Origin of the sequence: Sphingomonas lycopersici (genome assembly GCF_026130605.1) — a bacterium.
Classification (GTDB): domain Bacteria; phylum Pseudomonadota; class Alphaproteobacteria; order Sphingomonadales; family Sphingomonadaceae; genus Sphingomonas; species Sphingomonas lycopersici.
This window is the reverse complement of the sequence record NZ_JANFAU010000009.1, coordinates 145067-169559: the sequence shown is the minus strand read 5'-3', so window position 1 is coordinate 169559 and position 24493 is coordinate 145067. Positions and strand designations below refer to the sequence as shown.

At 66.1% G+C, this 24493-nt stretch carries 21 protein-coding genes; 8 read left to right on the top strand and 13 right to left on the bottom strand.

The features are described 5' to 3' along the window. Positions 1-415 precede the first annotated feature (415 nt). Both NED98_RS17130 and NED98_RS17125 read left to right on the top strand, forming a co-directional pair. Positions 416-1342, top strand: a complete 927-nt coding sequence (locus NED98_RS17130) for an alpha/beta fold hydrolase (RefSeq protein WP_432423340.1) — start codon at positions 416-418, stop codon at positions 1340-1342. Positions 1343-1353: 11 nt separating this feature from the next. After that, on the top strand, positions 1354-1878 hold the full coding sequence (locus tag NED98_RS17125) for a cytochrome P460 family protein (RefSeq protein ID WP_265313821.1): 525 nt from the start codon (positions 1354-1356) through the stop codon (positions 1876-1878). Positions 1879-1947: 69 nt separating this feature from the next. Here the strand turns inward: NED98_RS17125 and NED98_RS17120 are convergent, their stop codons facing one another. From NED98_RS17120 to NED98_RS17110, 3 genes are read right to left on the bottom strand one after another with little or no spacing between them, the layout of a single operon-like run. Further along, on the bottom strand, positions 1948-2730 hold the full coding sequence (locus NED98_RS17120; protein WP_265313820.1) for an alpha/beta fold hydrolase: 783 nt from the start codon (positions 2728-2730) through the stop codon (positions 1948-1950). 25 nt (positions 2731-2755) lie between these two features. Next, a complete protein-coding gene (locus tag NED98_RS17115) occupies positions 2756-3169 on the bottom strand; it encodes an organic hydroperoxide resistance protein (RefSeq protein WP_265313819.1) in 414 nt (137 codons plus the stop codon). Positions 3170-3209: 40 nt separating this feature from the next. Then, positions 3210-4445 (bottom strand): epoxide hydrolase family protein, encoded by a 1236-nt coding sequence (locus NED98_RS17110; protein WP_432423339.1) that lies wholly within the window; start codon positions 4443-4445, stop codon positions 3210-3212. Positions 4446-4688: 243 nt separating this feature from the next. Between NED98_RS17110 and NED98_RS17105 the strand changes: the two genes are divergently transcribed. Further along, positions 4689-5774: a redoxin domain-containing protein gene (locus NED98_RS17105; RefSeq protein ID WP_265313817.1), complete on the top strand. Its 1086-nt coding sequence runs from the start codon at positions 4689-4691 to the stop codon at positions 5772-5774. A 129-nt stretch (positions 5775-5903) separates the two neighbouring features. Beyond that, positions 5904-8669 (top strand): ATP-binding protein, encoded by a 2766-nt coding sequence (locus tag NED98_RS17100; RefSeq protein ID WP_265313816.1) that lies wholly within the window; start codon positions 5904-5906, stop codon positions 8667-8669. A 143-nt stretch (positions 8670-8812) separates the two neighbouring features. On the opposite strand, the gene NED98_RS17095 is transcribed toward NED98_RS17100, so the two are convergent. Beyond that, the gene (locus NED98_RS17095) at positions 8813-9022 is read right to left on the bottom strand and encodes a hypothetical protein (RefSeq protein ID WP_265313815.1); all 210 of its coding nucleotides are present in this window, start codon (positions 9020-9022) and stop codon (positions 8813-8815) included. 179 nt (positions 9023-9201) lie between these two features. Here NED98_RS17095 and NED98_RS17090 point away from each other — a divergent pair, with 179 nt between their 5' ends. Beyond that, positions 9202-9447 (top strand): hypothetical protein, encoded by a 246-nt coding sequence (locus tag NED98_RS17090; protein WP_265313814.1) that lies wholly within the window; start codon positions 9202-9204, stop codon positions 9445-9447. Positions 9448-9496: 49 nt separating this feature from the next. Continuing rightward, on the top strand, positions 9497-11050 hold the full coding sequence (locus tag NED98_RS17085; protein WP_265313813.1) for an ISL3 family transposase: 1554 nt from the start codon (positions 9497-9499) through the stop codon (positions 11048-11050). 950 nt (positions 11051-12000) lie between these two features. On the opposite strand, the gene NED98_RS17080 is transcribed toward NED98_RS17085, so the two are convergent. After that, a complete protein-coding gene (locus tag NED98_RS17080; protein ID WP_265313812.1) occupies positions 12001-12264 on the bottom strand; it encodes a hypothetical protein in 264 nt (87 codons plus the stop codon). Between the two features lie 86 nt (positions 12265-12350). Beyond that, on the bottom strand, positions 12351-12737 hold the full coding sequence (locus tag NED98_RS17075; protein ID WP_265313811.1) for a MarR family winged helix-turn-helix transcriptional regulator: 387 nt from the start codon (positions 12735-12737) through the stop codon (positions 12351-12353). A gap of 83 nt (positions 12738-12820) precedes the next feature. On the opposite strand from NED98_RS17075, the gene NED98_RS17070 reads away from it, so the two are divergent. Beyond that, complete coding sequence (locus tag NED98_RS17070) at positions 12821-14587, top strand: chloride channel protein (protein ID WP_265313810.1); 1767 nt, start codon at positions 12821-12823, stop codon at positions 14585-14587. Here the strand turns inward: NED98_RS17070 and NED98_RS17065 are convergent. Next, positions 14520-14969: a group III truncated hemoglobin gene (locus NED98_RS17065; protein ID WP_265313825.1), complete on the bottom strand. Its 450-nt coding sequence runs from the start codon at positions 14967-14969 to the stop codon at positions 14520-14522. The two genes, NED98_RS17070 and NED98_RS17065, sit on opposite strands and share 68 nt — an antisense overlap. 90 nt (positions 14970-15059) lie before the next feature. Between NED98_RS17065 and NED98_RS17060 the strand changes: the two genes are divergently transcribed. Then, positions 15060-15491 (top strand): RrF2 family transcriptional regulator, encoded by a 432-nt coding sequence (locus NED98_RS17060; RefSeq protein ID WP_265313824.1) that lies wholly within the window; start codon positions 15060-15062, stop codon positions 15489-15491. A gap of 123 nt (positions 15492-15614) precedes the next feature. Here NED98_RS17060 and cobA read toward each other — a convergent pair whose 3' ends face one another. Genes cobA through NED98_RS17030 form a run of 6 tightly spaced genes read right to left on the bottom strand, consistent with a single transcriptional unit; the run spans position 15615 to position 24274 of the window. Next, positions 15615-16418, bottom strand: coding sequence for a uroporphyrinogen-III C-methyltransferase (gene cobA / locus NED98_RS17055; RefSeq protein ID WP_265313809.1), 804 nt, complete (start codon positions 16416-16418; stop codon positions 15615-15617). After that, positions 16411-19017 (bottom strand): molybdopterin-dependent oxidoreductase, encoded by a 2607-nt coding sequence (locus NED98_RS17050; protein WP_265313808.1) that lies wholly within the window; start codon positions 19015-19017, stop codon positions 16411-16413. The genes cobA and NED98_RS17050 overlap by 8 nt, the downstream gene beginning before the upstream one ends. A gap of 1 nt (position 19018) precedes the next feature. Then, positions 19019-19357: a nitrite reductase small subunit NirD gene (gene nirD, locus NED98_RS17045; protein ID WP_265313807.1), complete on the bottom strand. Its 339-nt coding sequence runs from the start codon at positions 19355-19357 to the stop codon at positions 19019-19021. After that, positions 19354-21834 carry a nitrite reductase large subunit NirB gene (nirB, locus tag NED98_RS17040; protein ID WP_265313806.1) on the bottom strand — a complete coding sequence of 827 codons (2481 nt, stop codon included), beginning with the start codon at positions 21832-21834 and terminating at the stop codon, positions 19354-19356. Before nirB ends, nirD begins: the two co-directional genes overlap by 4 nt. After that, on the bottom strand, positions 21834-23039 hold the full coding sequence (locus NED98_RS17035; RefSeq protein ID WP_265313804.1) for an alginate export family protein: 1206 nt from the start codon (positions 23037-23039) through the stop codon (positions 21834-21836). Before NED98_RS17035 ends, nirB begins: the two co-directional genes overlap by 1 nt. Continuing rightward, entirely contained in the window at positions 23039-24274 is a 1236-nt protein-coding gene (locus tag NED98_RS17030) for a nitrate/nitrite transporter (RefSeq protein ID WP_265313803.1), read from the bottom strand. Before NED98_RS17030 ends, NED98_RS17035 begins: the two co-directional genes overlap by 1 nt. Positions 24275-24493: the final 219 nt, after the last annotated feature.

Genomic DNA, 24493 nt, shown 5'->3' with positions numbered 1-24493 from the left:
GCGCTTCGCCAGGTCGATGGCGAGGATGTGGACGTCGGTCATCTGCTCCTCCTTCGCTTGGCACCTCCCGGTGCCGGTCCGGCATCATACGACGCCGCTCGAAGGGGGCATCCACCCCATCAGTTCAGTTTCGGATGTTCGGCTCGTCACCAGCCGATCCCCAAACTCGAGGTTCGTTCGATACGCGGATCTGCGACCACATGAAAAGCTCACAGAAGCTCACGGCTTCTAACGCACAACTGTCAGCTGGCGCGCTTATGACGATCCGGGCAAGATGTCTGGAGGAACAGTCATGATCGAAACATCGCCCGCCCCGCTCAATCCGGACCGTCGGAGCTTCGTGTTCGGTGCTGCCGCCATCGCCGCCACGGCCATCGGCACCAGCGCGGAAGCACGGTCGGTGAGTTCGGCCCGCATGACCACCGCGCAGGGCGCGTCTTCGTTCGGGCCGGCCCGCCAGGTCGATGCCGGCGTGCTCAACATCGGTTATGTCGAGATAGGGCCTGCTACGGGCATGCCGATCCTGCTGTTCCACGGCTGGCCGTATGACATTCACGCCTTCGCCGAAGTAGCGCCGCTGCTCGCGACCCGCGGGTATCGTGTCATCGTCCCTCATTTGCGTGGTCATGGCACGACCCTGTTCCGGTCGGAAGCGACGCCGCGCAATGCGCAGCAAGCGGCGCTCGCCGCGGACGGGATCGCGCTGATGGACGCGCTCGGCATCCGCAAGGCGGTCGTCGCCGGGTTCGACTGGGGTGCCCGCACTGCCGACATCATGGCGGTGCTGTGGCCCGAGCGCTGCGTCGCGCTAGTGTCGGTCAGCGGCTATCTGATCGGCAGCCAGGCCGCGAACGCCAAGCCGCTGCCGCCAGCGGCGGAGCTGCAATGGTGGTATCAATTCTATTTCGCCACCGAGCGCGGCAAGGACGGCTATGCCGCCAACACCAACGCTTTCAACAAGCAGATCTGGCAGCTCGCGTCGCCGAAATGGGCCTTCGACGACGCAACCTTCGCGCGGTCGGCGGCGTCATTCGCCAACCCCGATCATGTCGCCATCGTTATCCACAATTACCGCTGGCGACTGGGCCTTGCCGATGGCGAACGGCAGTATGACGCGATCGAGGCGAGGCTGGCGGCAGCACCGCCGGTGAGGATTCCCGCCATCACGATGGAGGGCGACGCCAATGGCGCGCCGCATCCGCAGCCCGAGCAATATCGCGCGAAGTTTGTCGGCCCTTATGCCCATCGGCTGATCACCGGCGGTATCGGCCATAATCTGCCGCAGGAGGCCCCGGCGGCCTTCGCGCAGGCCGTGCTCGACGCCGCGAGGCTCGCGGCGTGAGGCGGGGGCGGGTGGGCGTCGGCGCACTGATCGCCGCGGCGTTGCTGTTCGGCGGCTCAGCGGGCACCGCAGCATTGCGGCACGGCGCGCAGACTTCGCCGATTTATGGCGTCCAACTTCCGAAAGGCTATCGCGACTGGGTGCTGATCAGCGTCGCGCAGGAGAAGGGCAGGAACAACGATATCCGCGCCATCCTGGGCAATGCGATCGCGGTTAAGGCCTTTCGAGAGCACAGGCGGCCGTTCCCTGACGGGGCGATCATCGTCCGGCTCGCTTGGCGCTATCAATCCTCGGCGCGCAACGATGCCGTATTTCCCGCGCCGCAATCCTTCGTCGCCGGCGCGCCGACCAATGTGCAGGTCAGCGTCAAGGATGCGAAGCGTTATGCCGCCAGCGGCGGCTGGGGCTATGGCCAATTCGAGGGCGGCCTACCCAATCAGGACCGTGCGCTCGCCGAAACCTGCTTCGCCTGCCACCGCAAGCTCGCGGTGACAGAGCCCGGCGCTGATCTGGTCTTCACCAGCTATTCCCCCTGACGATCTGGACATGACTAAGCGGCCGGCCCGGCGTGAGCACGGCCGGCCGCTGCTTTGCATGTCGCGACCTTAGCGGGCGGTCGCGGCATGTTCGATCAGGCTGGCGACCTCCGAAGCGTGCGACACCATCACGACATGCGACGCGCCTTTGACCACCACGGTCTGCCGCGATCTCGCCCGTTCGGCCATGAAGGCCAGCGCGACCGGCGGGATGTTCTTGTCCTTGTCGCCATAGATGAACCACGACGGCACGCTCCGCCACGCCGGGGCGGTCGAGGCTTCCGACAATGCCGCCTCGGCGACTGGCCGCTGGCCGGCGGCCATCAGCGCCGCCGTAGCGGCGGGCACGTCGGCGGCGAACTGATCGTGGAAGCGTGCCTGCAGGATGTAGAGATCCTTGCCGCCCGAGGTCAGCGCGACCGGCGGCGCGAGCGCCGGGGCGAGCGTGCTGCCGGCGAACTGGCCGGTCAGGCCGAGCGCGCTCTCCCCCGCGTCGGGCGCGAAGGCCGCGACATAGACCAGCCCCTTGACGCTCGGCTGTCCGACGGCCGCCTCGCTGATCACCGAACCGCCATAGGAGTGGCCGACCAGCACCACCGGCCCGTCGATGCTTTTGACCACCGAGGCGACCACATCCGCATCGGTGCGGACGCCGCGCAGCGGATTGGGTGCTGCGACCACGGCGTAGCCGTCGCGCGCGAGGATCGAGATGACCCCGTTCCAGCTCGACGAATCCGCGAACGCCCCGTGGACGAGCACAACCGTCGGCTTGGCCGGTGCGCGCTGGGCGCCGGCATTGGTAGCGAGCAGCCCGGCGGCGAGCGCGAGCCCGCCGGAAATCAGCTTCTGCATGATATTCTCCTGGTTGGCGCTGAGTTCAGGCGAGCGCGACCATCGCGTCGATATTGCCCTTGATCGCTTTTGAATAAGGGCAGGTGCGGTGTGCGGTTTCGATGATCTGGCGCGCGACTGCCGGGTCAATACCGGGCACATGGACGTTGAGTCGGGCGGCGAGTGAATAGCCGTCGTCGCCCTGACGAAGCTCGACCTGCGCGTCGATCGCGAGCCCGGCGGGCAGCGTCACGCCCTTCGCTCGCGCGGCGATGCCCATCGCGCCCTGAAAACACGCGGACCAGCCGGCCGCGAACAATTGCTCGGGGTTGGTGCCCCGGCCGGGGCCACCCGGGGTCGACAGCGTGACGTCGAGCCGGCCGTCGCTGCTCCGTGCGGCGCCGTCGCGGCCGCCGGTGACATGCACGTCGGCGGTGTAGAGGGTCTTGGTGTCGGACATGGCTTTGTCTCCTTTTTGAAAGTGGTTTTGCGATCGACACTCAGCGAAGCGGGCGGAAGGCAGAGCGCACTTCCTCGGCGAACAGCTGCGGTTGCTCCCAGGCGGCGAAATGGCCGCCCTTGCCGACCTCGTTGAAATAGAAGAGCTTGGTGTAGCAGCGCTCGGCCCAGCTTTTGGGCGCGCGGAAAATCTCTCCGGGAAAGACGCTGATCGCGACCGGCAGGTCGATGGTGCCGCGCGCATTGAAGTTGTTGGAATGATCCTCCCAATAGATCCGCGCGGCGGAGGCGCCGGTACCGGTCAGCCAGTAGAGCGAGATATCATCGAGGATCGCGTCGCGGCCGAGCACGCGCTCGGGCTGGCCATCGGCATAGACCCATTGCGCGATCTTCTCGTACATCCACGCCGCCATGCCGACGGGGGAGTCGACGAGCGAATAGCCGATCGTCTGCGGCCGGGTGTTCATCATCGCGGCATAGGCCGAATTGTCGCGATAGAAGGCGGCGAGCTGATCGAAGGCGCCGCGCTCCTTCGCGGTCAGGCCCGCCGGCGCCGGGTCTCCGGCCGCGAGCGTGCGCGCGATATCGGCCGGCACCACCGCGGGCATGTTGAGGTGGATGCCGCGCAACCCCGGCACATGCTGCAGCGCCATGCGCTGCGAGATGACCGAGCCGCAATCGCCGCCCTGACTGACATAATGATCATAGCCAAGGCGCAGCATCAGCGTCGACCACGCCCGCCCGATATGATCCGAGCCCCAGCCCGGCACCGTCGGCTTGGCGGAGAAGCCGAAGCCGGGGATCGATGGGATGACGAGGTGGAAGGCGTCTTGCACCGTGCCGCCATGCGCGGTCGGATCGGTCAGCGGGCCGATGACCCGCATGAATTCGAGGATCGAGCCCGGCCAGCCGTGGGTCAGGATCATCGGCATTGCGTGCTCGTGGCGCGAGCGGACGTGGATGAAGTGAATGTCCAGCCCGTCGATCTCGGTGATGAACATCGGCAGCGCGTTGAGCCGCGCCTCGATCTTGCGCCAATCGTAATCGCCCGCCCAATAGCGCATCAGCGGCTCAAGCGTCTGGCGGCGCACGCCCTGGCCGTCGTCGCTTACCGGCTGCGCATCGGCCCAGCGCGTTTCCGCGATGCGCTGCTTCATCGCCGCGATATCCGCGTCGGGAATCGCGACCTTGAACGGCCGGATCGCAACACTGTCCACTGTAGCGCGGGCGACCGAGGGAAGCGCCCCGATTGCGCCGACGGCGGCGGCGCCGGCCATGAACTGGCGGCGCGATGTGGAAAAGCTCCCGGACAATTATCGTCTCCTCAACCAAGCTGGGGTGGTGGGAGGAGAGATAGCGGCGGCGCATTCGGGCGCCCGTTAGTTGGAATGATGCACTGTTAGCGTTCGTGATGCGCGACCTAACGGAAGCCAGCGACAGCTAACGTGCGGCGCGCGCCGCCGGCCTTACATCATCGCTGCGTAATCAACCGGCATCGGTTGCCAAGGAGGCAGATCATCATGACCCGCAAACGCTCGTTCGGTTTCGTCACCGCTGCGCTCGTTGCCGCCGCCGCCACGACGGCCATTTGCTGCGGCGAAGCGCTCGGCCTTTCGTCCGGGCAGATCGTGCCGTTCGGCGCCACCTCGCGGCCGCTCGACGTGCTGGATGCGGCGAAACCCTGGCTGACTGCGGTGCCCGGCGGCGCGCAAGCGCTGCGCGGCAAGGTCGTGATCGTCAACTTCTGGACCTATTCGTGCATCAACTCGCTGCGCGCGCTGCCGTATCTCAGGACGTGGAGCGAGCGTTACGGCGACAAGGGGCTGGTCGTGGTCGGTGTCCACGCTCCCGAATTCCAGTTCGAGCACGATCCGGCCAAGGTCCGGCTGGCGATGCGCCAGCTCGGCGTGCGCTACCCCAATGTGCAGGACAATGATTATGCGGTCTGGCAGCGGTTCGCCAATCAGGGCTGGCCGGGCTTCTATTTCATCGACGCCAAGGGGCGCGTCCGCGGCTATCGCATCGGCGAGGGCGATTATGCGAGCGGCGAGCAACTGATCCGCACATTGCTGACCGAGGCCGGGCACGATCCGTCGGCCATTCCCGTCGCCCCGATCGCCGGCACCGGTATCGAAGCTGCGGCGGACTGGGCCAACCTGCGCTCGCCTGAAGCCTATCTCGGCTATGGCAAGGCCGAGGATTTCCGCTCGCCGGGCGGCCTGCGCCGGGATGTGTCGGTGAGCTATGTCGCCGCCGCCGATCTGCCGCTCAATAGCTGGGATCTCGCCAGCAAATGGAAGGTTGGCCGCGAGTATGCGACCCTGGACGGCGCCGCCGGCGCGATCCGCTTCCGCTTCCACGCGCGCGATGCGCATCTCGTGCTCGGCGGCGCGCCCGACGGTCGCCCGGTACGGTTCCGGGTGACGCTCGACGGCACCGCGCCGGGCGCCAGTCATGGCGCCGATAGCGATGCGCAGGGCTGGGGCGAGGTGCGCGAGGACCGCCTCTATCAGCTCGTGCGGCAGAACGGCGCGATCGGCGACCGCACGGTGACGATCGAGTTCTTCCGGCCGGGGGTGCGGGCGTATGTCTTCACCTTCGGATGACCTCCGGATCCTGAATTTTGTCATTGCAACGACTTGGGCGGATGGCAGGAGTCTGTCACAGGATGCAGCGCTGTTCCGACGCCACCACGGCATCGTCGGGCGCGCAGGCACGGGAACGACGGAAGCGTGATGAGCATGGAAAAGCGCGGCGGGCGCCTGGCCTTCGGCCCGTTCAGCCTGTCGCCCGACGAACGGCTGCTGACGCGGGACGGCGAACCCGTCCTGATCGGCGGGCGCTCATTCGACCTGCTCGTCGCGCTGACCGAACAGCCGGGGCAGGTTCTGTCGAAGCGCGAACTGCTCAAGCGCGTCTGGTCCGACGTGGTGGTCGAGGACGGTAGCCTGCGTTTCCACATGGCGGGCCTGCGCAAATTGCTCGGCGATGGCGAGGAAGGCGCGCGCTATATCGCAACGCAGGTCGGCGTCGGCTATGCTTTTGTCGCGCCGATCAAATGGCTGGATATGGCGGGCGAGGCATTGGCCAGCCCGGCGTCGATCACCGACGCGATCGAAATCAGGGTGGTCGCGAGCGCCACCAATCTGCCGCCGCGCCTGCCGCATCTCGTCGGCCGGGAGCATGATGTCGAATTGCTCAGCGAGCGGATCGCGGGCACGCGGCTGTTCACGATCGTCGGCCCGGCAGGGGTCGGCAAGACCGCGCTCGCGGTGGAGCTCGGGCATCGCCTCGCCGCCGATTTCGATAACCGGATCGCGTTCGTCGATTTCAGCATGCTCGAAAATCCAGCGGTGGTTCCCTCGATGATCGCCGGCGCGATGGGGATCGCGGTGCAGGGCGAAGATCCGCTGGCGGTCATTCTCGGCCATATCCGCGATCGGCCGTTCCTGCTCGTGCTCGACAATTGCGAACACGTGATCGAGCCGACCGCGACCGTCATCGAGCATATCATCGACGCGGCGCCCGACGCGCGGGTGTTGGCCACCTCGCGCGAGCCGCTTCGGGCGCGCGGCGAACATGTCCATCTCCTCGGCGCATTGGGCTATCCCGAAGACCCGGACGCGCTGACCGTGGCGCAGATCCTCGCTTATCCCGCGGTGGCATTATTCTGCGAACGCGCAGCGGCGGCCGATAGCGCGCTCGTGCTGAACGAGGACAGCGTGCGCCTGATCGCCGGCATATGCCAGCGGCTCGACGGCATGGCGCTGCCGATCGAACTGGTCGCGGTGCGCGCCGCGACGCACGGCATTGCGGCGACCGCGCGCCAGCTGGGCGAGCGGTTCAGCCTCGGCTGGTCGGGTCGGCGCACGGCCCGGCCGCGGCAGCAGACGCTGCGGGCGACGCTCGACTGGAGCTATGATTTGCTGTCCGACGTTGAGCGGGTCGTGTTCGAGCGGCTGGCGATTTTCGTCGGCCCGTTCTCGATCGATGCCGCGCTCGATGTCGCATCGGACGAGGCGATCGGGCTGGACGAGGTAGCGGTCGCGCTCGACGAACTGACTGCCAAGTCGCTGGTCACTGCTCATCGCGCGAGCGGCGCCGGCATGTACCGGCTGCTCGAAATGACCCGCGCTTACGCGCGCGAGAAGCTGCGCGCGCGTGGCGCCGACGATTATCGGGCGATCACGCGCCGCCATGCGAACTTCTACCGGCGCGAGCTGGAGGCGATCGCGGGGCAGGATGATGAGGCGCTGGAGGATCTGAAGCTGCTCCGCCTGCAGCTTGGCAATATCCGCAGCGCGCTGGACTGGAGCTTCGGCCCCGACGGCGATGCCAAGATCGGCGTGCGGCTGGCGGCGGCCAGCGCGCCGGTCTTCCTGAACCTGTCGCATCTGATCGAATGCCGGACATGGTGCATGCGCGCGCTGGCCGCGATCGGCGCGGCGCCCGATCTGGAGTTGGAACTGGAGCTTCAGGGCGCGCTGGGGCTCGCTTTGATGTTCACCGATGGGAATAGCGCGTCGGCGGGCGATGCGCTCGATCGCGCGTTCGACCTGGCGACGAGGCTGGAGGATCGCTGGAATCAGCTGCGGATGCTGGCGCGTCTGCACATCTTCCATAAGCGGCTCGGCAATTACGCCGTCGCCCGCGCTCATGCTGAGCGCGCGGTTGAGGTCGCGACGCGCATCGGCGACGATGAGGCGCTGAGCGTCGCTTTCTCGCTGTCGGGGATTTCGCGCTATCTCTCAGGCGATCTGGAGCGGGCGCGGCGCGAGCTTGAGCTGGCGATGGAGAAGAGTGGCCCGGCGCGGCGTAGCCGCACGATCCGCTATGGCTTCGACAATCGCAGCCGCACTGGGATCGCGCTGGCTTATACGCTCTGGCTGTCGGGCGAGGCGGAGCAAGCGAGCCGCGTCGCCCGGCAGACGGTGAACGAAGCCACGCAACTTCAGCATGCCGTCACCTCCTGCATCGCGTTGGTCTGGTCGCTCGTCATCCATTTGTGGATGCACGATCTCGAAACCGCGGAGGAAGCGCTCGACGCACTCACCAGATGCGCCGAGGCCAGCGCGCTCGATCCCTATATCGCTGCCGCCAACGGATTTCGCGGAGAGATCGACTTCCAGCGCAACCGCACGCCGGGCGCGCTCGACGCGATCGAACAGAGCCTCGCGGCATTGCGCGCGGCGCGCTACGAACTGCTCGTCACGCCGTTCACGATCACGCTGGCGTGGGATCTGTTGCGCACCTCGCGCTTTGCCGAGGCGCGAGATCTCGTCGATGCGGCGATCGCACGCTGCGCGACGATCGGCGAATATTTCGCCATGCCCGAATTGCTGCGGATCAAGGCGGAGATCATCCACCGCCTGGACGGTGATACGGTCGCCGGCAAGGGTCTCCTTCGTGACGCGATCGCGCTTGCCCGGGAGCAGGGCGCGCATGCCTGGGAGCGGCGGGCAACCACCGACCTCGTCGCGCTATCAGGCGTCGCGGGTTAGCACCGCGAGAGATTTGCTAGCCTTCGCATCCCGTGGATCGCGGTCAATTTGCTCAAGATCGTCGAGTCTTTGCCGAGGGAAGCAGGATTGTCTGCGCATCGTGCCGCAGCGCCTGGCCGGCAACAACGCCTAATCTTGGGCGTTCAGGATTCAACGGGCGCTTCCGAAAGCGCACATCCGGCGCGAACTCGTAGCGCTCGTTCTGTAGGATAGTTTGCGTACTTCCACTTTGCTTTGACCTGCGTGCCATCGTGGATGGCGTCGATTGCTTGCTCGACGATGAGATCGCCGGGCTGCGACGACCTGAACACCTCGGCCATCCCGTCGACGCTCATGGCGGTGGTGATATCCACCCAGGTCGCCTTGCTCCCAACCACCCTGGTCACGAACTGGCGCCGCCGATTATTGAAGAGAGCGCTCGGGGGAACCCTGAGCGTCGGATGCCTGCCGATGCGAAAGCGGATTGAGGGGCAAGGTCGGCATCGCAATTGCGGACCGAGCGTTTGAGCGGAGACGGCAAGACGATCGAAAGGTGACGGTCATGGCGGAGCAGGATCGGCGAACGCCATTGGTGTCTCTCGCAAGCGTCGGGCTGGTGCTCGCTGGATGCGCGAAACATGACGCCGATGACGGCGGCAAAGGCGGCGGTGACGAAGGCGAGGTCACCGCGAGCGAGGATCTCATGCGTGAGCATGGCGTGCTGCGCCGCATCCTGATCGCCTATCGCGAAGTTGTACCTGTCAATCGGCGTCCAAAAGGGGCTCTGACTCATATTTGATGCAATTGGCGGGTACGGTTTAGCTGATTTTCCGTGGAGGATCAGCAGCATGTCTCGTCGATTGCGCAGTGGAGCGTTGGTGCCAGCGGGCCTGGTCGTGGAACGGGTCGGCAATGCTGGAGGTGTGACGGAAATTGCGGTTCGCTCGCCACAGCAACATTCTCGGTGTCCAGCTTGCGGCATAAAAACAGCCGCGGTGCATAGCCATTATTCGCGGCGGCTGGGCGACCTTCCGCTTGGCGGCCGACCCGTTCGCCTTGTCCTGAATGCGCGGAGGTTCCGCTGCCGGACAGTGTGCTGTGCCAAACGTATTTTCGCCGAACGCTTCGACAGCGATGTCGTGGCACCATGGGCGCGCCGAACCAACCGGCTCGGCCTGCTCATCTTCCACCTTGGCCTGGCTCTTGGCGGTCGCCCTGGCGCTCGTTTCGCCAATCGACTGATGGCGCCGGTCAGCAAGGATACCCTCCTGCGGTCGATCCGACGCGGTGGTCGGCCTGATCACGCTGCACCCACGGTGGTTGGGATTGATGACTGGGCGTGGCGGCGCAATCAGCGCTACGGCACGATTATCTGCGATCTCGAACGACGCCGGCCCATCCGTCTGCTGCCCGACCGGGAGCCAGCCACCGCGCGCGGCTGGCTCGCTGGACAGCAACAGATCCAGGTTGTCGCCCGGGACCGCGGCGGCGGTTATGCGTTGGCCGCAGCGCAGGCGCTTCCCCACGCTAACCAGGTCGCTGATCGCTGGCACCTGATGGAAAATGCCAGCCGGGCCTTTCTCGATGCCGTTCGCTACTCGATGCGCGAAATCCGCAGGGCGGTCGGCACGACCTCCGTTAATCCGGGCCTGCTCACCGCTGTGGAGCGATTACAATATGAGGGTTATCTTCGTCGGCAGGAGGACAACGAGATTATCTTGAAGCAGGCGCAATCCGGCCTCGCCATCAAGGAGATTGTTCGCCGGACCGGGCGCAGCCGAGGTTATGTGCGGGCGGTATTGCGCGGCCAGCGGACCGATATCTTCCGCACTCGGGAAAGTTCACTTGAAGCCTGGCTCCCCTGGTTGGACGCCCAGTGGACCGGTGGTCAGCGCAACGGCACCGAGCTTTGGCGGCAAATGCGGCAGCAAGGCTTCGGCGGTTCGCTTCGGGTGGTGACGGAATGGGCAACGCGAAAACGGCGGGCCGAAAAGGCAGAAGGCTTGCATCGGGTGCCTTCCGCTCGAACGATCGCACGGCTGATGACCGCCGAGCGCGATGCTCTGTCGCGGGCTGAAACCATCACCGTCGCGGCCATCGAGGAGTCTATTCCTCAACTCGTCGAGGCGCGCGACATCACCGACGCCTTTCATGTCATGCTACGCAAGAAAGCGGTCTTCTCGCTGGAGACCTGGCTCGAAAGAGCTCGTCAGAGCCTGATAAACTCCTTCGCCTGCGGCGTGCTCAAGGACATCGACGCCGTGCGCGCCGCGATCGCATCGAACTGGTCAAACGGGCAGACCGAGGGCCAGATCACCAAGCTCAAGCTCGTTAAACGGCAGATGTACGGCCGGGCCAAGCTCGATCTCCTCGAGGCCAGACTCATCGCCTCGGCAACATGAACTCCGGCATCAAAATCGCGTCAGAGCCCTTTTTGCACGCCGATCCACATCGTCGGCAAGCGCCGGACTTCCCGCAATCTCGTGAAGCGCCCCGCTCGCGAGCCACCGCCCGGGATCCGCTCATCCGCCGCCGTGAGTTCAAACGGAATGGAGGTATGCCGGCGCTCGGCGCACTCGAGCTCGGCGATCCGCGCACGCAGGCAATCGATGAGGGCAGGGGTCGACATGGGAATCGGAAAACTCGGAACAAGGTATGATGTTCCTAATTTGTTCTATATGGCGGCCCGGAGTCAAGCCGGCCTGATCGCCTCAAAAAAGGGATATGGGTGCGCGGATTGCGGCATGGTGGCGTGCCCGGAAATCAGCCTGATGTGGCTCCAGGTGCTTGACCCGACAGCTCCGCGCCGCCTTCGGGCGACAACACGTCGATGACATAGCCGAGCAGTCGTCGTCGAATAGTCAGGTTGTTCGCGAGCCCCATGATGCATATGGCTTTAATCTTCAAATACACCTTATCTCGGTGTCCATCAAACCGGCAGCAGGCCAGACAGCTGACCTGATGAGGCACTGGCTACGCGTTTAGCTGAAGGTCGTCCGGGGATTGATAATCGCCGTTCCATCGCGTCCTTCGGCGTATACACCGCAGGTCCGCTCTGGTGCAGCGTGGGGCGGGCAGCAAAGCGCCCCTTTGCTGCCGTTCCGACCTGGGATGTCCCTTCCCGAAACCAGGCAGTCAGGTTTCCGGCGCGAGAGAAGATCGGTGGCATCCGTCACGACCGAGTTTGGGCGGTTTCCTGCCTGGTCGCGTCTGGGAGAGCACCACGGGATAGCCGACTTTTATTGCCGCCGACCGACACGACGGCCTGTGCCCCCTTTTTGCGGTCGAAATCAGGCGCTTGCCGCTCACCCGGACGCCGAACCAAAACCTCCTGCAATATCGCCGTTGGCACTCAATTATGACGGACCCGCCACTCCCGCCCCACGAACCACAGCGGCACAGCGGCGACCACCGCGAAGAACGCCGTCATGCGTACAAACTGGCTTGTCGAAGCCGCCACAGCCAATGGAGTCGCAATCAGCAAGGCGATGGCGGAGAGCTCAGGATGGCCAACGAAGCGAAACAGCAGCCAGAGCGCGTAACCAACCAGCATGGCGGCAACGATACTACCGACAACGAGACTCAGCGACCCCAGGACCATAAGAAGTGTGTACATGGCACTTCTCCCACAGCGCACCGTCGATTGCCGGCTTAGACGAGCCGCAACTCCCATATATATCGTTCTACGATATTTGTCGAGGTCTATTCAATCCTCGTCAGCAACGCCGTAAACATCGGCCGAAGCCTTAGCAGTTCCTCCTGATGGGTCGCCGAGAGCTGCTCCAGCAGCTTGCCCGCCTGCGCCGTGAGTTCGATCAACGACTGGCGCCGGTCGGTTTCCGATGGCGAGCGCGTGACCAACCCGGAAACCTCCAACCTTTCGACCAGGCCGGAGGCGCTATGCGGCTTAATGATGAGCTGATCCGCGAGGTAGCCGATAGTGGCCTTTTCGGTTGGCGCCCCCCGGATCGCCAGCAACGCCTGATGCTGCTGGGCGGTCAGCCCCAGCTCCTCGGCCTTGCGCTCACTGAACACCAGGAACTTGCGCAGTGCATGGCGAAATTCAGCCAGTGCGGCATAATCGACCATTATTCCTCGATCGGGCATCGCTTCCTCGTTGACTATATCGTTATACGATATAATGGCGCACTCGTTTCAATGGGAGCGTTTCCATGTTCAGCGACGATGCGCAAGCCTCGACGAGGCTGGCCGACCATAGTGCCGACTGGCGAATGGCGGCGCTTGCCGCTGCCGCTCTTGCCGTCGGCTCGGCGGGCGTCGTCGGTGCGTGGCTCCTGATCAAGTTGATCGCGCTGGCCACCAACCTGTTCTGGTTCGGCCACCTCTCCACCGCCGCGGTCGACATCAAGGACAGTCATCTGGGACTGGCGACGGCGACCGTGCCGGTGGTCGGAAGCTTGGTAATTGGTGCGATGGCCCGGTTCGGGTCGGACAAGATCCGGGGACACGGCATTCCCGAAGCGATCGAGGCGATCCTGTATGGCGAGAGCAAGCTGTCGCCCAAGGTCGCGCTCCTGAAGCCGCTGTCGTCGGCGATCTCGATCGGCAGCGGCGGGCCGTTCGGCGCCGAGGGGCCGATCATCATGACTGGGGGCGCCCTCGGATCATTGTTCGCGCAATGCTTTCATCTCAGTGCGGCCGAACGAAAGACGCTGCTCGTCGCGGGCGCAGCGGCCGGCATGACCGGCATATTCGGAACGCCTCTCGCGGCCATTCTCCTGGCGGTCGAAGTACTGCTGTTCGAATGGAAACCGCGCAGCTTCGTGCCAGTGGTTGTGGCGGTTCTGATGTCGGCGGGGTTACGGCCATTCCTGTTGGGGAGCGGCCCGCTTTTTCCGTTCGCCGGCGTCGGCACGATGGCGATCAGCATCAATCTTCTGCTCGGGTTGCTGGTTGGTGTCCTGGTTGGACTGGAGGCAACCTTGCTGTCCCAGCTCCTTTATCGCGTCGAGGACCTGTTTCACCGTCTGCCTGTGCACTGGATGTGGTGGCCGGCGATCGGCGCCATCTTGGTCGGTGTCGGCGGATTGATCGATATCCGCGTGCTCGGTGCCGGCTACGGCAATATCCAGCAGCTGCTGGACGGCAATCTCGCGCTCCGACTGGTTGTCAGCCTGCTGATTGTGAAGGCGGTCGTCTGGCTCGTTGCACTGGGGTCCGGCACATCGGGTGGCGTGCTGGCGCCGCTGCTCATTCTTGGCGGGGCGCTGGGCTATCTGCTGGGTATGCTGTTGCCGGGGGCGCCAGGGTTCTGGGCGATGATGGGCATGGCGGCGATCATGAGCGGCGCGATGCGCGCACCGTTAACGGGGGCGTTCTTCGCGGTGGAACTGACGGCCCATTTCGATGCCCTGCCAGTCGCAATGGCGGCCTCGGCTAGCGCGTATGCGGTCAGCGTGCTCGTCATGCAGCGATCGATCCTGACCGAAAAGATCGCGCGGCGCGGGCGGCACATCCTTCAGGAATACACGGTTGATCCGCTCGACTTCCTCCAGGCGGGCGACATCATGACGCCCGATCCGGCGGTCTTGCCCCAGGAAATGACCGTAAACGAGGCGCTCGACTTCTTCTCCAGCAAGGCCACGCATCGCAGTTATCCGGTGGTGAACGAGCAGCAAGTATTGATCGGCCTGGCGTCGCGCGGTGACGCGCTGCGCTGGCAGGCGACCGGCTCCGCGCGCGGACGTACGCTCGGGGAGGTCTTGTCGGACGCTTCGCAGCCCGCTGCCTATCCGGAAACGCCGATCGGTAACGTCGCGGATATCATGGTCGAAACGGGGGTGGGCCGTATCCCGATCATCGACCAGCGGACGCGTGTCGTGCGTGGCATTCTATCCCGACACGATCTCCTCAAAGCTCGCGGCATGCGTCAACGGACTGAAATCCGCGCTCGCCCGACGATCTTCGCTCGAGCCTGATGTTCGGCCGCTCACCGAGCCGGAAGAACAATGCCAGTTGCAGGCTCTCCGCGATCCGCGCCGCCTTGGTTTGCACCGCCGCGGCGGCCTCGGGGGTCATCAGCGCATCGCTGGTTTCGCCCCACAATGCGAGCCAGCGCTCGAACAGGGCGGGGGTGATGTTGCTCTTATGCTTCATATGCGCGGGGAGCGGCTGCCCCTTGTAACGTCCCGTGGTGCGCATCACCGACGACCAGAAAGCCGACAGCTTCTCCAGATGCGCGGGCCAGTCGTCGACCGCGTCGTTGAACACTGGACCCAGCTCAGAGTCCTGTCGAACGCGTGCATAAAAGGCGTTGACCAGCGCCTCCAGCCCTTCGTCGGTCAGCTCCAACCCGGCCATCGCCGCGACTCCAAAATCATGCATCTGTGGTGCATCTATGCCCGCGCCATAAAACATGCAATGTGGATACATGATTTGCGGACGGAAAAGATGCGGCTGACGCGCTACACCGATTATGCGTTGCGGGCGCTGCTTTATCTCGGGCGTGACCCGGCGCGGCTATGCTCGATCGCGGAGATCGCGCGCGCTTATGCGATTTCGCAGAATCATCTGATGAAGGTGGTCAATGATCTGGTCAACGCGGGTTATCTGGAAAGCGTGCGCGGCCGCGCCGGCGGCATCCGCCTCGCCCGTCCGCCTGCCGAGATCAACATTGGCGCATTGATCCGGCATACCGAGGACGATTTCGATCTGGTCGAATGCGGTGCCTGCCTGATCGCTCCTGCCTGCGGCGCGGCGAGCATGCTTGACGAGGCGCTCGGCGCCTTCATGGCGGTGCTCAACGGCTATTCTCTGGCCGATATGCTTGCGCGGAAAGGGGATTTCTCGCGTCTGCTGCGGTCGCGGGCGGCGGCGAGATAGGACAATTAGCTTCGCGCAGCTCCCACACGCGCTGCACCGACGCGACCTGATTGCATTGGCGCGACATGGTGCAGGGGATTTTACCCGGTATCGGGCGCCGCTCCGGGATCGAGACCTCGGGAGCTACATGAGCCCAACGCTGGATTGCGGTGCGGGCAAAGTCAGGTCGGATTGAGCGCGCCCCTCACAGCGCGGTTGAACGGAGCGAACCGCATTGCCAATCAAAAGGATAACCGGATCGCGCTCGCCGATCGTCTCGACGAGGAAGGCGAGCGCATCGAGCCGGCCGCGGATTAGGCGTTCCGAAGGGAGCGAGACATTGACCGCGATCATCACTGGCGTGCCGCTCGCCATCCCGGCGGCGATCAGCTGCGCGGCGATCGCCCCAGCCGCGGCGCGGCCCATATAGACCGCGAGTGTCGCATCGGGGGCGGCGAGCGCCTGCCAGTCGAGGTCGAGCGGGGCATCGTCTTGCGCATGCGCGGTGACGAAGATCAGCCGGCGTGCGAGCCCGCGTAACGTCAGCGAGGCGCCCCCCGAGGCGGCGGCGGCACTGGCGGCGGTGATGCCGGGGCAGATGCGCACGGTCACGCCGGCGGCGCGACATGCCTCGATTTCCTCGGTCGAGCGCCCGAAGATCGACGGATCGCCGCCCTTCAGCCGCACCACTCGCTCGCCGGCCAGCGCGGCGGCGACGATCAGCGCGTCGATCGTCGCTTGATCTTTCGAATGGCGCCCTGCGCGCTTACCGACGCTTACCTGTCGCGTCTCCGCCGGGATCAGTTCGAGCACCCCCGGCCCGACCAGCGCATCGTAGAACACTATATCGGCGGCGGCGATCAGCCGCTCGGCTTTGCGCGTGAGCAGATCAGGGTCGCCGGGGCCGGCGCCGACCAGCCAGACCGATCCGGCGGGAAAATCATCCATGCGCAAGAGCAGGCTCCCTGGTTTCGGCGAGCAGGCGCGCGAGTGCCGGGCGGCACGAGCCGCAATTGGTGCCGGCGCCGATCGCCGCGCCGATCGCGGCGACATCGGTGAGCGACCGATCGCGGATCGCCGCGACGATCGTGGTGATGCCGATATCGAAACAGACGCAGACGATCGCGCCGCGATCGGCGGTCGCCCCCGGCGCGCGGCCGGCAAGCAGGGTAGGGGCCGCCTCCGCCGCGCCGAGCTGCGCGATCAGCCAGTCGCGCGGCGGCAGCTCGCCGGTTTCGGTGACAAACAGTGCGGCGGCGAGCCGGCCGTCGGTGATCACCGCTATCCGCCGCGTGCCGCGCGCATGGTCGACCGCCTCGATCCGCTCGCCGCGTGGGAGGATCGCGTCGAGCGTGGCGGGATCGCCGTCGCCGGCCAATTCCCACAGGCTGCCGGCGGGGACGGTCACGCGCGTTGCCCACAAGCAATCGGGGCGACGCGTGGGGGCGCTGGCGAACAGCGCGAACCCGCGCCAGCGTGTCGCGATCGGAGCGATCGCAACGGGGGTCGTCTTGAACCCCGGCTGGCCCGAGATCGGATCGGCCAGCGGGCGCGGCAACAGCCCGGTGCGGCCGGCGCTGGAGGTCTGATCGGTCCAGTGGATCGGCACGAACAATTCGCCCGGTCGCTGGCTGTCGCCCACCGTCACGCGATAGAGGCTGTCGCCCTGCGGCGTGGAAACCCGCGCCAGCCCGCCGTCGATCAGTCCGAGCCTCTCGGCATCCTGCGGGTGAACTTCGACCAAAGGCTCGGCGCGATGCCGCGCGAGCTTGGGTGCGAGCCCGGTGCGAGTCATTGTATGCCATTGATCGCGATAGCGCCCTGTGTTGAGCGTCATCGGCCAGTCGCGCAGCGGCGCGGCGATCGGCTTTTGCGCGACCGGCACCAGCCGGGCGCGGCCGTCCGTGGTCGAAAAGCGCCCGTCGGCGAACGGCGTGCCGCCCCAGCGGAACGGGAGCATTGCGTCATAAGCGGCATTGCCGCCGGCGCCGTGACCGGGGAGCGCGAACAACCGCGTGCCGTTGTTCCGATAGGTCGAGAGGCGGCAATGTTCGCGCCAGATTTCGGCGGGGCGATCATAAGCGAAGGCGGTCTTCCACCCCATCCGCCGCGCCACTTCCTTGATGATCCACCAATCGGGCTTCGCCTCGCCGGGGAGCGGAAAGAGCGCGCGCTGGCGGCTGATCGTGCGTTCGGAATTGGTGACCGTACCGTCCTTCTCGCCCCAGGCGGCGGCAGGAAGGCGAACATGCGCGAAGGCCGAGGTATCGGTGTCGGCGACAACATCGGAGACAACGACGAACGGGCAAGCCACGAGCGCCTCGCGCACCCGGCCGGCATCGGGCATCGACACCGCGGGGTTGGTTGCCATGATCCACAGCGCCTTGATGCGCCCTTCGCCAACCGCGCGGAACAGATCGACCGCCTTCAAGCCCGGCTTCTCGGCGATCATCGGTGAGGCCCAGAAACGCTGGACCAAGGCACGATTGTCGGGCGCGAAATCCATATGCGCGGCGAGCGTCGAGGCGAGCCCGCCGACTTCGCGCCCGCCCATCGCATTGGGCTGGCCGGTGATCGAGAAGGGCGCTGCGCCCGGCTTGCCGATCCGCCCGGTGGCGAGGTGAAGGTTGGTAATCGCATTGACCTGATCGGTGCCGGCGAGCGACTGGTTCACCCCCTGGCTGAACAAGGTGACGGTGCGCGGGGTCGCGGCGAGCAATTCGTAGAAGCGCCGCAGGTCCGCCGCCGGCACGTCGCAGGTGCGCGCGACCGACCACAGATCATGGCCCTCGCCAAGCGCATCCCAGAAACCCGCGGGCGTCGCGACATGCGCGGCGAGAAAGTCGGCGTCGAGCGCGCCATTGTCGCGGCACCAGGCGAGCGCGCCGTTCATCAGCGCAATGTCGCTGCCGGGGCGGATCGCGAGGTGAATGTCGGCTTCCTCCGCGGTCTCGGTGCGGCGCGGGTCGATCACCACCAATTGCGTGCCGCGAGTGGCGCGGGCGGCGATGATCCGCTGATAGACGATCGGGTGGCACCAGGCGGTATTGCTGCCGACGAGCACGATAAGGTCGGCGGCGTCGATATCGTCATAGCTCGCCGGGACGATATCCTCGCCGAACGCGCGCATATGCCCGGCGACCGCGCTCGACATGCACAGCCGCGAATTGGTGTCGATATTGGCCGAGCCGATGAAGCCCTTCATCAGCTTGTTGGCGACATAATAATCCTCGGTGAGCAACTGGCCCGAGACGTAGAAAGCGACGCTCCCCGGACCATATTGCGCGATCGTCTCGCGGAAGCGGCGTGCGACGAGATCGAGCGCCTTGTCCCAGCTCGCGCGCTTGCGTCCGACCATCGGGTGGAGCAGCCGTCCCTCCAGCCCGACCGTCTCGCCGAGATGCGTGCCCTTCGAGCAGAGCCGCCCGGCATTGGCGGGGTGATCGGGGTCGCCCTCGATCCGCACCGCGCGATCGCCGGTGACGGTCGCGCGGATCCCACAGCCGACGCCGCAATAAGCACAGGTGGTGCGGACCGGCGCGCTCACCTCAGGCCGCTGCCTTGAGCGTCGAGGCGCGGCAGATCAGCACGCGGCCGCCGCTGATCCTGACCGGGACGATCGGGGTGCAGCCCTTGTCCTCGCCCAGCGCCTCGCCGGTGGTAAGCGAAATGCGCCAGTTATGCAGCGGGCAGGCGACCGCGCCGCCGTGGACGATGCCCTGCGACAGCCGCCCGTGCTTGTGCGGGCAGCGGTCGAGCAGCGCGAAGACGCGGTTCTCGCCGGTGCGGAAAACGGCGATATCGTCGCCGCCCGCGACCTGGACGGTGCGGCTGCCGCGCACCGGTATCTCGTCGACCCAGCCGATATCGAGCCACTCGCCGATCATGCCATTTCCTCCTGCGGGGTGAAGCGCGCCATCGGCGCATGATGTTCGTGCGCCGCGCCCTGCGCCCGCTCGGCCCAGGGATCGGTTTGCATGAATTGCTGCGAAAAGAAGAAGCGGGCGGCGAGCTCGGCGCGCGCCGCGGTATCGGGCACCAGCCGCGACTGGACATAATCGAGCCCGACGCGCTCGATCCACGGCGCGGTGCGCTCCAGATAGCGCGCCTCCTCGCGATAAAGCTGGATGAAGGCGGCGCACATCTCGATCGCCTCCGCCTCGGTCGCGACCTTGCACAGCAAGTCGGTGGCGCGGACGTGGATCCCGCCATTGCCGCCGACGTGCAGCTCATAGCCCGAGTCGACGCACACCACGCCGAAATCCTTGATCGTCGCCTCGGCGCAATTGCGCGGGCAACCCGAGACCGCGATCTTGAACTTGTGCGGCATCCAGCTGCCCCAGGTGGCGCGCTCGATCCTGACGCCGAGCCCGGTCGAATCCTGCGTCCCGAAGCGGCACCATTCGGCGCCGACGCAGGTCTTCACGGTGCGCAACGCCTTGCCATAAGCGTGGCCGGAGACCATTCCCGCCGCATTGAGATCGGCCCAAACGGCGGGCAAATCCTCCTTGCGGATGCCGAAAATGTCGAGCCGCTGCCCGCCGGTCACCTTGACCATCGGAGCGTCATATTTCTCGACGACATCGGCGATCGCGCGGAGCTCCGCCGCGCTGGTGATCCCGCCCCACATCCGCGGGACGACCGAATAAGTGCCGTCCTTCTGGATATTGGCGTGGAGCCGTTCGTTGACGAAACGGCTCTGCTGATCGTCCTGATAGTCGCCGGGAAGCGCGCAGAGCAGATAGTAATTGAGTGCCGGGCGACACGACGAGCAACCGTCGGGGGTCGACCAGTGCAGTTTCTGCATCACCTCGGGGATCGAGCGCATCTTCTGCGCGACGATCTCGCGACGCACGTGGTCATGGCCGAAGCTGGTGCATTTGCACATCGTCTTGGGGCCGGCCTCGACATCCTCACCCAGCGTCAGCGCGAGGACGGTTTCGACCAGCCCGGTGCACGATCCGCAGCTCGCCGAGGCCTTGCACCCAGTGCGCACCGCATCGAGGCTGCGCGCGCCCTTGGCGATGCACGAGACGATCTGGCCCTTGGAAACGCCGTTGCAGCCGCAGATTTCCGCTTCGTCGGAAAGCGCTGCAACGGCCGCCTTAGGGTCCGCCTGCCCACCCCCGGAGGCGAAGGCCTGACCGAAGATCAACGCGTCGCGCAGCTCGGCGACATTCTCGCCTCTCTTCAACAGGTCGAAATACCAGTTGCCGTCGGCGGTATCACCGTAGAGTACCGCGCCGACGATGCGATCATCGCGGACGACGACGCGCTTATAGACCCCGCGACTGGCGTCGCGCAGCACGATATCCTCGGCGCCGTCGCCGCCGGTGAAATCGCCGGCCGAAAAAACGTCGAGCCCGGCGACCTTGAGTTTGGTCGAGGTCGGCGCGGGGCGATAGCCGCTCGGCTGGCCGACCAGCCCGTCGGCGAGCGCGCGGCACATGTCCCACAAGGGCGCGACAAGGCCATAGACCTGCCCGTCATGCTCGACGCATTCGCCGACCGCGAGCACCGCGGGGTCGCTCGTCACCATATGGTCGTCGACCCTGATCCCGCGCCCCACCTCGAGCCCTGCGGCGCGCGCCAGCCCGACCGCGGGGCGGATGCCGACCGCCATCACCACCAGATCGGCGGGGATCACGCTACCGTCCTTGAGCCGTACCGCCTCGACCCGGCCGTCGCCGGTGATCTCGGCGGTATCGGCGCCGGTGAGGATCGTCTGGCCGCGCGCCTCGAGCGCCTGTTTGAGCAGCCAGCCGGCCGCCTCATCGAGCTGGCGTTCCATCAGTGTCGGCATCAGGTGGAGCACCGTCACCTTCATGCCGCGTAGGGTGAGACCGTGCGCCGCCTCCAGACCGAGCAGCCCGCCGCCGATCACCACCGCATTGCCGCCGGTCGCCGCCGCGCGGAGCATCGCCTCGACATCGTTCATGTCGCGGAAGGTGATGACCCCGGGCAGGTCCTTGCCCGGCACCGGGATGATGAACGGGTCGGAGCCGGTCGCGATCAGCAGCCGGTCATAGGTGAGCGTTACCCCGCTGCGCGCGGTGACGGTATGCGCCGCGCGATCGATCGCGACGACGGGATCGCCGCTGACCAGCGCGATGCCGTTATCATCGTACCAGTCCTGGCCGTTGATGACGATCTCGTCGAAGGTTTTCTCTCCCGCCAGCACCGGCGAGAGCATGATGCGGTTGTAATTGACCAAAGGCTCGGCGCCGAAGATCGTGACGCGGTAGCGCGTCGCATCGCGCGCGATCAGTTCCTCCACCGCGCGGCAGCCGGCCATGCCGTTGCCGATCACGATCAGATGCTCGCGGGTGTCGCCTTCGGGCGCGCGGATCGGGCTCATTTTCATCAGATCGTCCAATCGAGTTGCAGCCAGAATTTGTGGGTGTCAGTGGCGAAGCGGTCGGCGGTGTAATTGGCGTAGCGGATCGAGGCGGTCGTCTTGCCGAGCTTGCCGCTGGCGACGAGATCGATCTCATCGCCGTAATGGCGGACCAATCGGTCGCTCTCGAAGCGGTGCCAGATCGCTTGCAGCGCCACCGTCTTGACCGGGCCGATCGCGGCCCAGCAATAGCCCGCATCGGCATAGAGATCGCGCACCCCGTCGGGCGGGGTGGTGAGGAATTTGCCGGCCCATCCCTGAAACTTGAAGGTGGTGGCAAGCGGGGTCTGGAAGCTGGTGAGCGCCGCGCCGCTGCCCGCGCCGAGCACCTCATAGCCAACGCCGACCTGCGGCCCGCTCAGATCGAGCTTGACGTCCGCCAGCCAGTAATCGGCGGCATAGTGATTGGGGTTGCGATCATAGCCAGTCTGCCGCGCATAGCTCAGCTGCCAGGCCAGTATTGCCGCTTTGGCGAGACGGCGGTTGCCCGCCAGCCGCGCGCCATAGGTCTGGCTCGACAGGCGATAGCCCTGCACCGCGGCCTCATCCTCGTCGACCAGATAGGCAAAGCCGGTGAGCGTGCCGATCGGGGTCGCGGCGGAGAGATTGCCGAGCAGGTAATTGCCGCCGATCGAGGGGGGACGGGCGCCCTTGCCGTCGATCCCCCAAACGGTCCGCACGCCCCAGGCGTAGCTGACATCTGCTTTCACGCCGCGGATCGGCGACATCTGCGCCCGCACGGCGTCGAACGTTTCGCCATTCTCGCGGAAATTGACCGCGCCGACGAAGCGCTCGTCGTCGAGCACGATCAGCTGCCGCCCGACGGTAACCGCGAGATTGTCGGCCTTGTAGCGGAGCTGTGCGCGGTAGAGCGCGATGTTCTGCGGATCGCCGACCAGCGGCCGGCGCGAAGGGCCGTGCAACCCGTCGTCGTAATCGCCGACTATTGCGAGGTTGCCCTGCGCTTCGGCGAGCGCGGACCAGCCGCCCATCGCCGCCTGCACGCCGGCGCGGAGGCGGATCGTCACCGCGTCGGCATCCTCGGGCAGCCCGGTCTGCGACACCTGTTCGTAGCGCAGGCGAGCCTCGGCGAGTGGAGTCAGCGTCAGCGTTTGTGCGGCGGCGGGTGCGGCGGTCACGCCGGCGAGCATGAGGATCAGCAGCGCACGCATCAGATCCGCACTCCCTCGGCGATGCCCCATGTCGCGCGCCACCGGTCGGTCACGACCACCAGGACACCGAGTGCGACCAGCGCGAGCGCAGCGAAGGTGACGAGGCCGGGGGCAAAACCGCCGGTCAGCTGTCGCGACAGCCCGAGCGAGGTGGCGAAGCAGAAACCGCCGACGCCGCCCGCCATCCCGACCAGCCCGGTCATCACGCCGATCTCGTCGGCGAAGCGCAGCGGCACCAGCTGGAAGACCGCGCCGTTGCCGAGGCCCAGTGCCAGCATCGCGACGATGAAACAGGCGAGCACCGCGCCCTCGCCGGCGGCGATGCTGACCCCCAGCAGCGCCGCTGCCACAACCAGCAGCACGATCCCCAATACCGAGGCTCCGCCCCGCGCGTCGGCGAGCGTTCCCCCGATCGGGCGCACCAGCGAGCCGGCGAACACGCAGGCGGCGGTCGCATAACCGGCGTGGATCGGGGTCATGCCGAAGCGATCGGTGAAATAGATCGGCAGGCTGGCGGCGAGGCCGACGAACCCGCCGAAGGTCACCGTGTAGAAGCCCATCAGCGTCCAGGCGTCGGCGCTGGCGAGCGGGCCGAGATACTGGCGGAAGGTCCGCGGCGCGGGCTGGCTTGGCGGGTCCTTCGCGAGCAGCAGATAGAGCACGAGGACGATCGAGAGCGGGATGCAGCAGAGGCCGAGCACTGCGTTCCAACCATAGAGCCCCGCGAGCGTCGGGGCGAACAAAGCGGCGAGCACCGTCCCAGAATTGCCCATGCCCGCCAGGCCCATCGCCTTGCCCTGATGCTCGGGCGGATACCAGCGGCTGGCAAGCGGCAGCGCGATCGCGAACGACGCACCGGCGAACCCCAGCACCACACCGAGCGCGAGCGTCCCGGCGAAGCTTTTCACCCCCAGCGCCCAGGCGGCGAACAGCCCGAGGATGACGATCGCCTGGCTGATCGTGCCCGCACGCTTCGGCCCGATGCGATCGACCAGTACGCCGTTGACGACGCGGAGGATTGCGCCGGCGAGCGTCGGCACCGCGACCATCAGACCCTTTTCGGCCGGGGTCAGCCCCAGGGTCCGCGCGATGTCGGGTGCAAGCGGGCCGAGCAGCACCCACACCATGAATGCAAGGTCGAAATAGAGCAAAGCGGCGATCAGCGTCGGGCGATGCCCGCTTTGCCAGAACCCGGTACTTTTGCGGTCGGTCGTCTCGTCCCAGAACGTCGCCATTGGTCGTTCGCCCAATAAAAAAGCCGCCAGGACGGCGACCCTTTTCGGGTGCGTCCTGGCGGCTTCGTTGCCTCGGTTACGGATACGGGCTGCTGCCCGCTTCCGTCAGCGCGCTTCCCCGGCGTTGGAGAGGCGGATCGCTGCTATCTCGTGCCCGGCATCATTGCCGAACATGCTCAACCTGCATGATTCGGGTGCGGCGCACAAGTGCTTTTCGCA

What these genes read in the sequence shown, in the direction of transcription:
- NED98_RS17060 (WP_265313824.1), top strand. Translation starts at nt 15,060, where the DNA reads ATGCGGCTGACGCGCTACACCGATTATGCGTTGCGGGCGCTGCTTTAT.
- nirB (WP_265313806.1), bottom strand. Translation starts at nt 21,834, where the DNA reads ATGAAAATGAGCCCGATCCGCGCGCCCGAAGGCGACACCCGCGAGCAT.
- NED98_RS17120 (WP_265313820.1), bottom strand. Translation starts at nt 2,730, where the DNA reads ATGCAGAAGCTGATTTCCGGCGGGCTCGCGCTCGCCGCCGGGCTGCTC.
- NED98_RS17030 (WP_265313803.1), bottom strand. Translation starts at nt 24,274, where the DNA reads ATGGCGACGTTCTGGGACGAGACGACCGACCGCAAAAGTACCGGGTTC.
- NED98_RS17080 (WP_265313812.1), bottom strand. Translation starts at nt 12,264, where the DNA reads ATGTACACACTTCTTATGGTCCTGGGGTCGCTGAGTCTCGTTGTCGGT.
- NED98_RS17130 (WP_432423340.1), top strand. Translation starts at nt 416, where the DNA reads ATGACCACCGCGCAGGGCGCGTCTTCGTTCGGGCCGGCCCGCCAGGTC.
- NED98_RS17100 (WP_265313816.1), top strand. Translation starts at nt 5,904, where the DNA reads ATGAGCATGGAAAAGCGCGGCGGGCGCCTGGCCTTCGGCCCGTTCAGC.
- NED98_RS17110 (WP_432423339.1), bottom strand. Translation starts at nt 4,445, where the DNA reads ATGGCCGGCGCCGCCGCCGTCGGCGCAATCGGGGCGCTTCCCTCGGTC.
- nirD (WP_265313807.1), bottom strand. Translation starts at nt 19,357, where the DNA reads ATGATCGGCGAGTGGCTCGATATCGGCTGGGTCGACGAGATACCGGTG.
- NED98_RS17035 (WP_265313804.1), bottom strand. Translation starts at nt 23,039, where the DNA reads ATGCGTGCGCTGCTGATCCTCATGCTCGCCGGCGTGACCGCCGCACCC.
- NED98_RS17065 (WP_265313825.1), bottom strand. Translation starts at nt 14,969, where the DNA reads ATGGCCGGGTTGGAGCTGACCGACGAAGGGCTGGAGGCGCTGGTCAAC.
- NED98_RS17075 (WP_265313811.1), bottom strand. Translation starts at nt 12,737, where the DNA reads ATGGTCGATTATGCCGCACTGGCTGAATTTCGCCATGCACTGCGCAAG.
- NED98_RS17085 (WP_265313813.1), top strand. Translation starts at nt 9,497, where the DNA reads ATGTCTCGTCGATTGCGCAGTGGAGCGTTGGTGCCAGCGGGCCTGGTC.
- NED98_RS17115 (WP_265313819.1), bottom strand. Translation starts at nt 3,169, where the DNA reads ATGTCCGACACCAAGACCCTCTACACCGCCGACGTGCATGTCACCGGC.
- cobA (WP_265313809.1), bottom strand. Translation starts at nt 16,418, where the DNA reads ATGGATGATTTTCCCGCCGGATCGGTCTGGCTGGTCGGCGCCGGCCCC.
- NED98_RS17105 (WP_265313817.1), top strand. Translation starts at nt 4,689, where the DNA reads ATGACCCGCAAACGCTCGTTCGGTTTCGTCACCGCTGCGCTCGTTGCC.
- NED98_RS17070 (WP_265313810.1), top strand. Translation starts at nt 12,821, where the DNA reads ATGTTCAGCGACGATGCGCAAGCCTCGACGAGGCTGGCCGACCATAGT.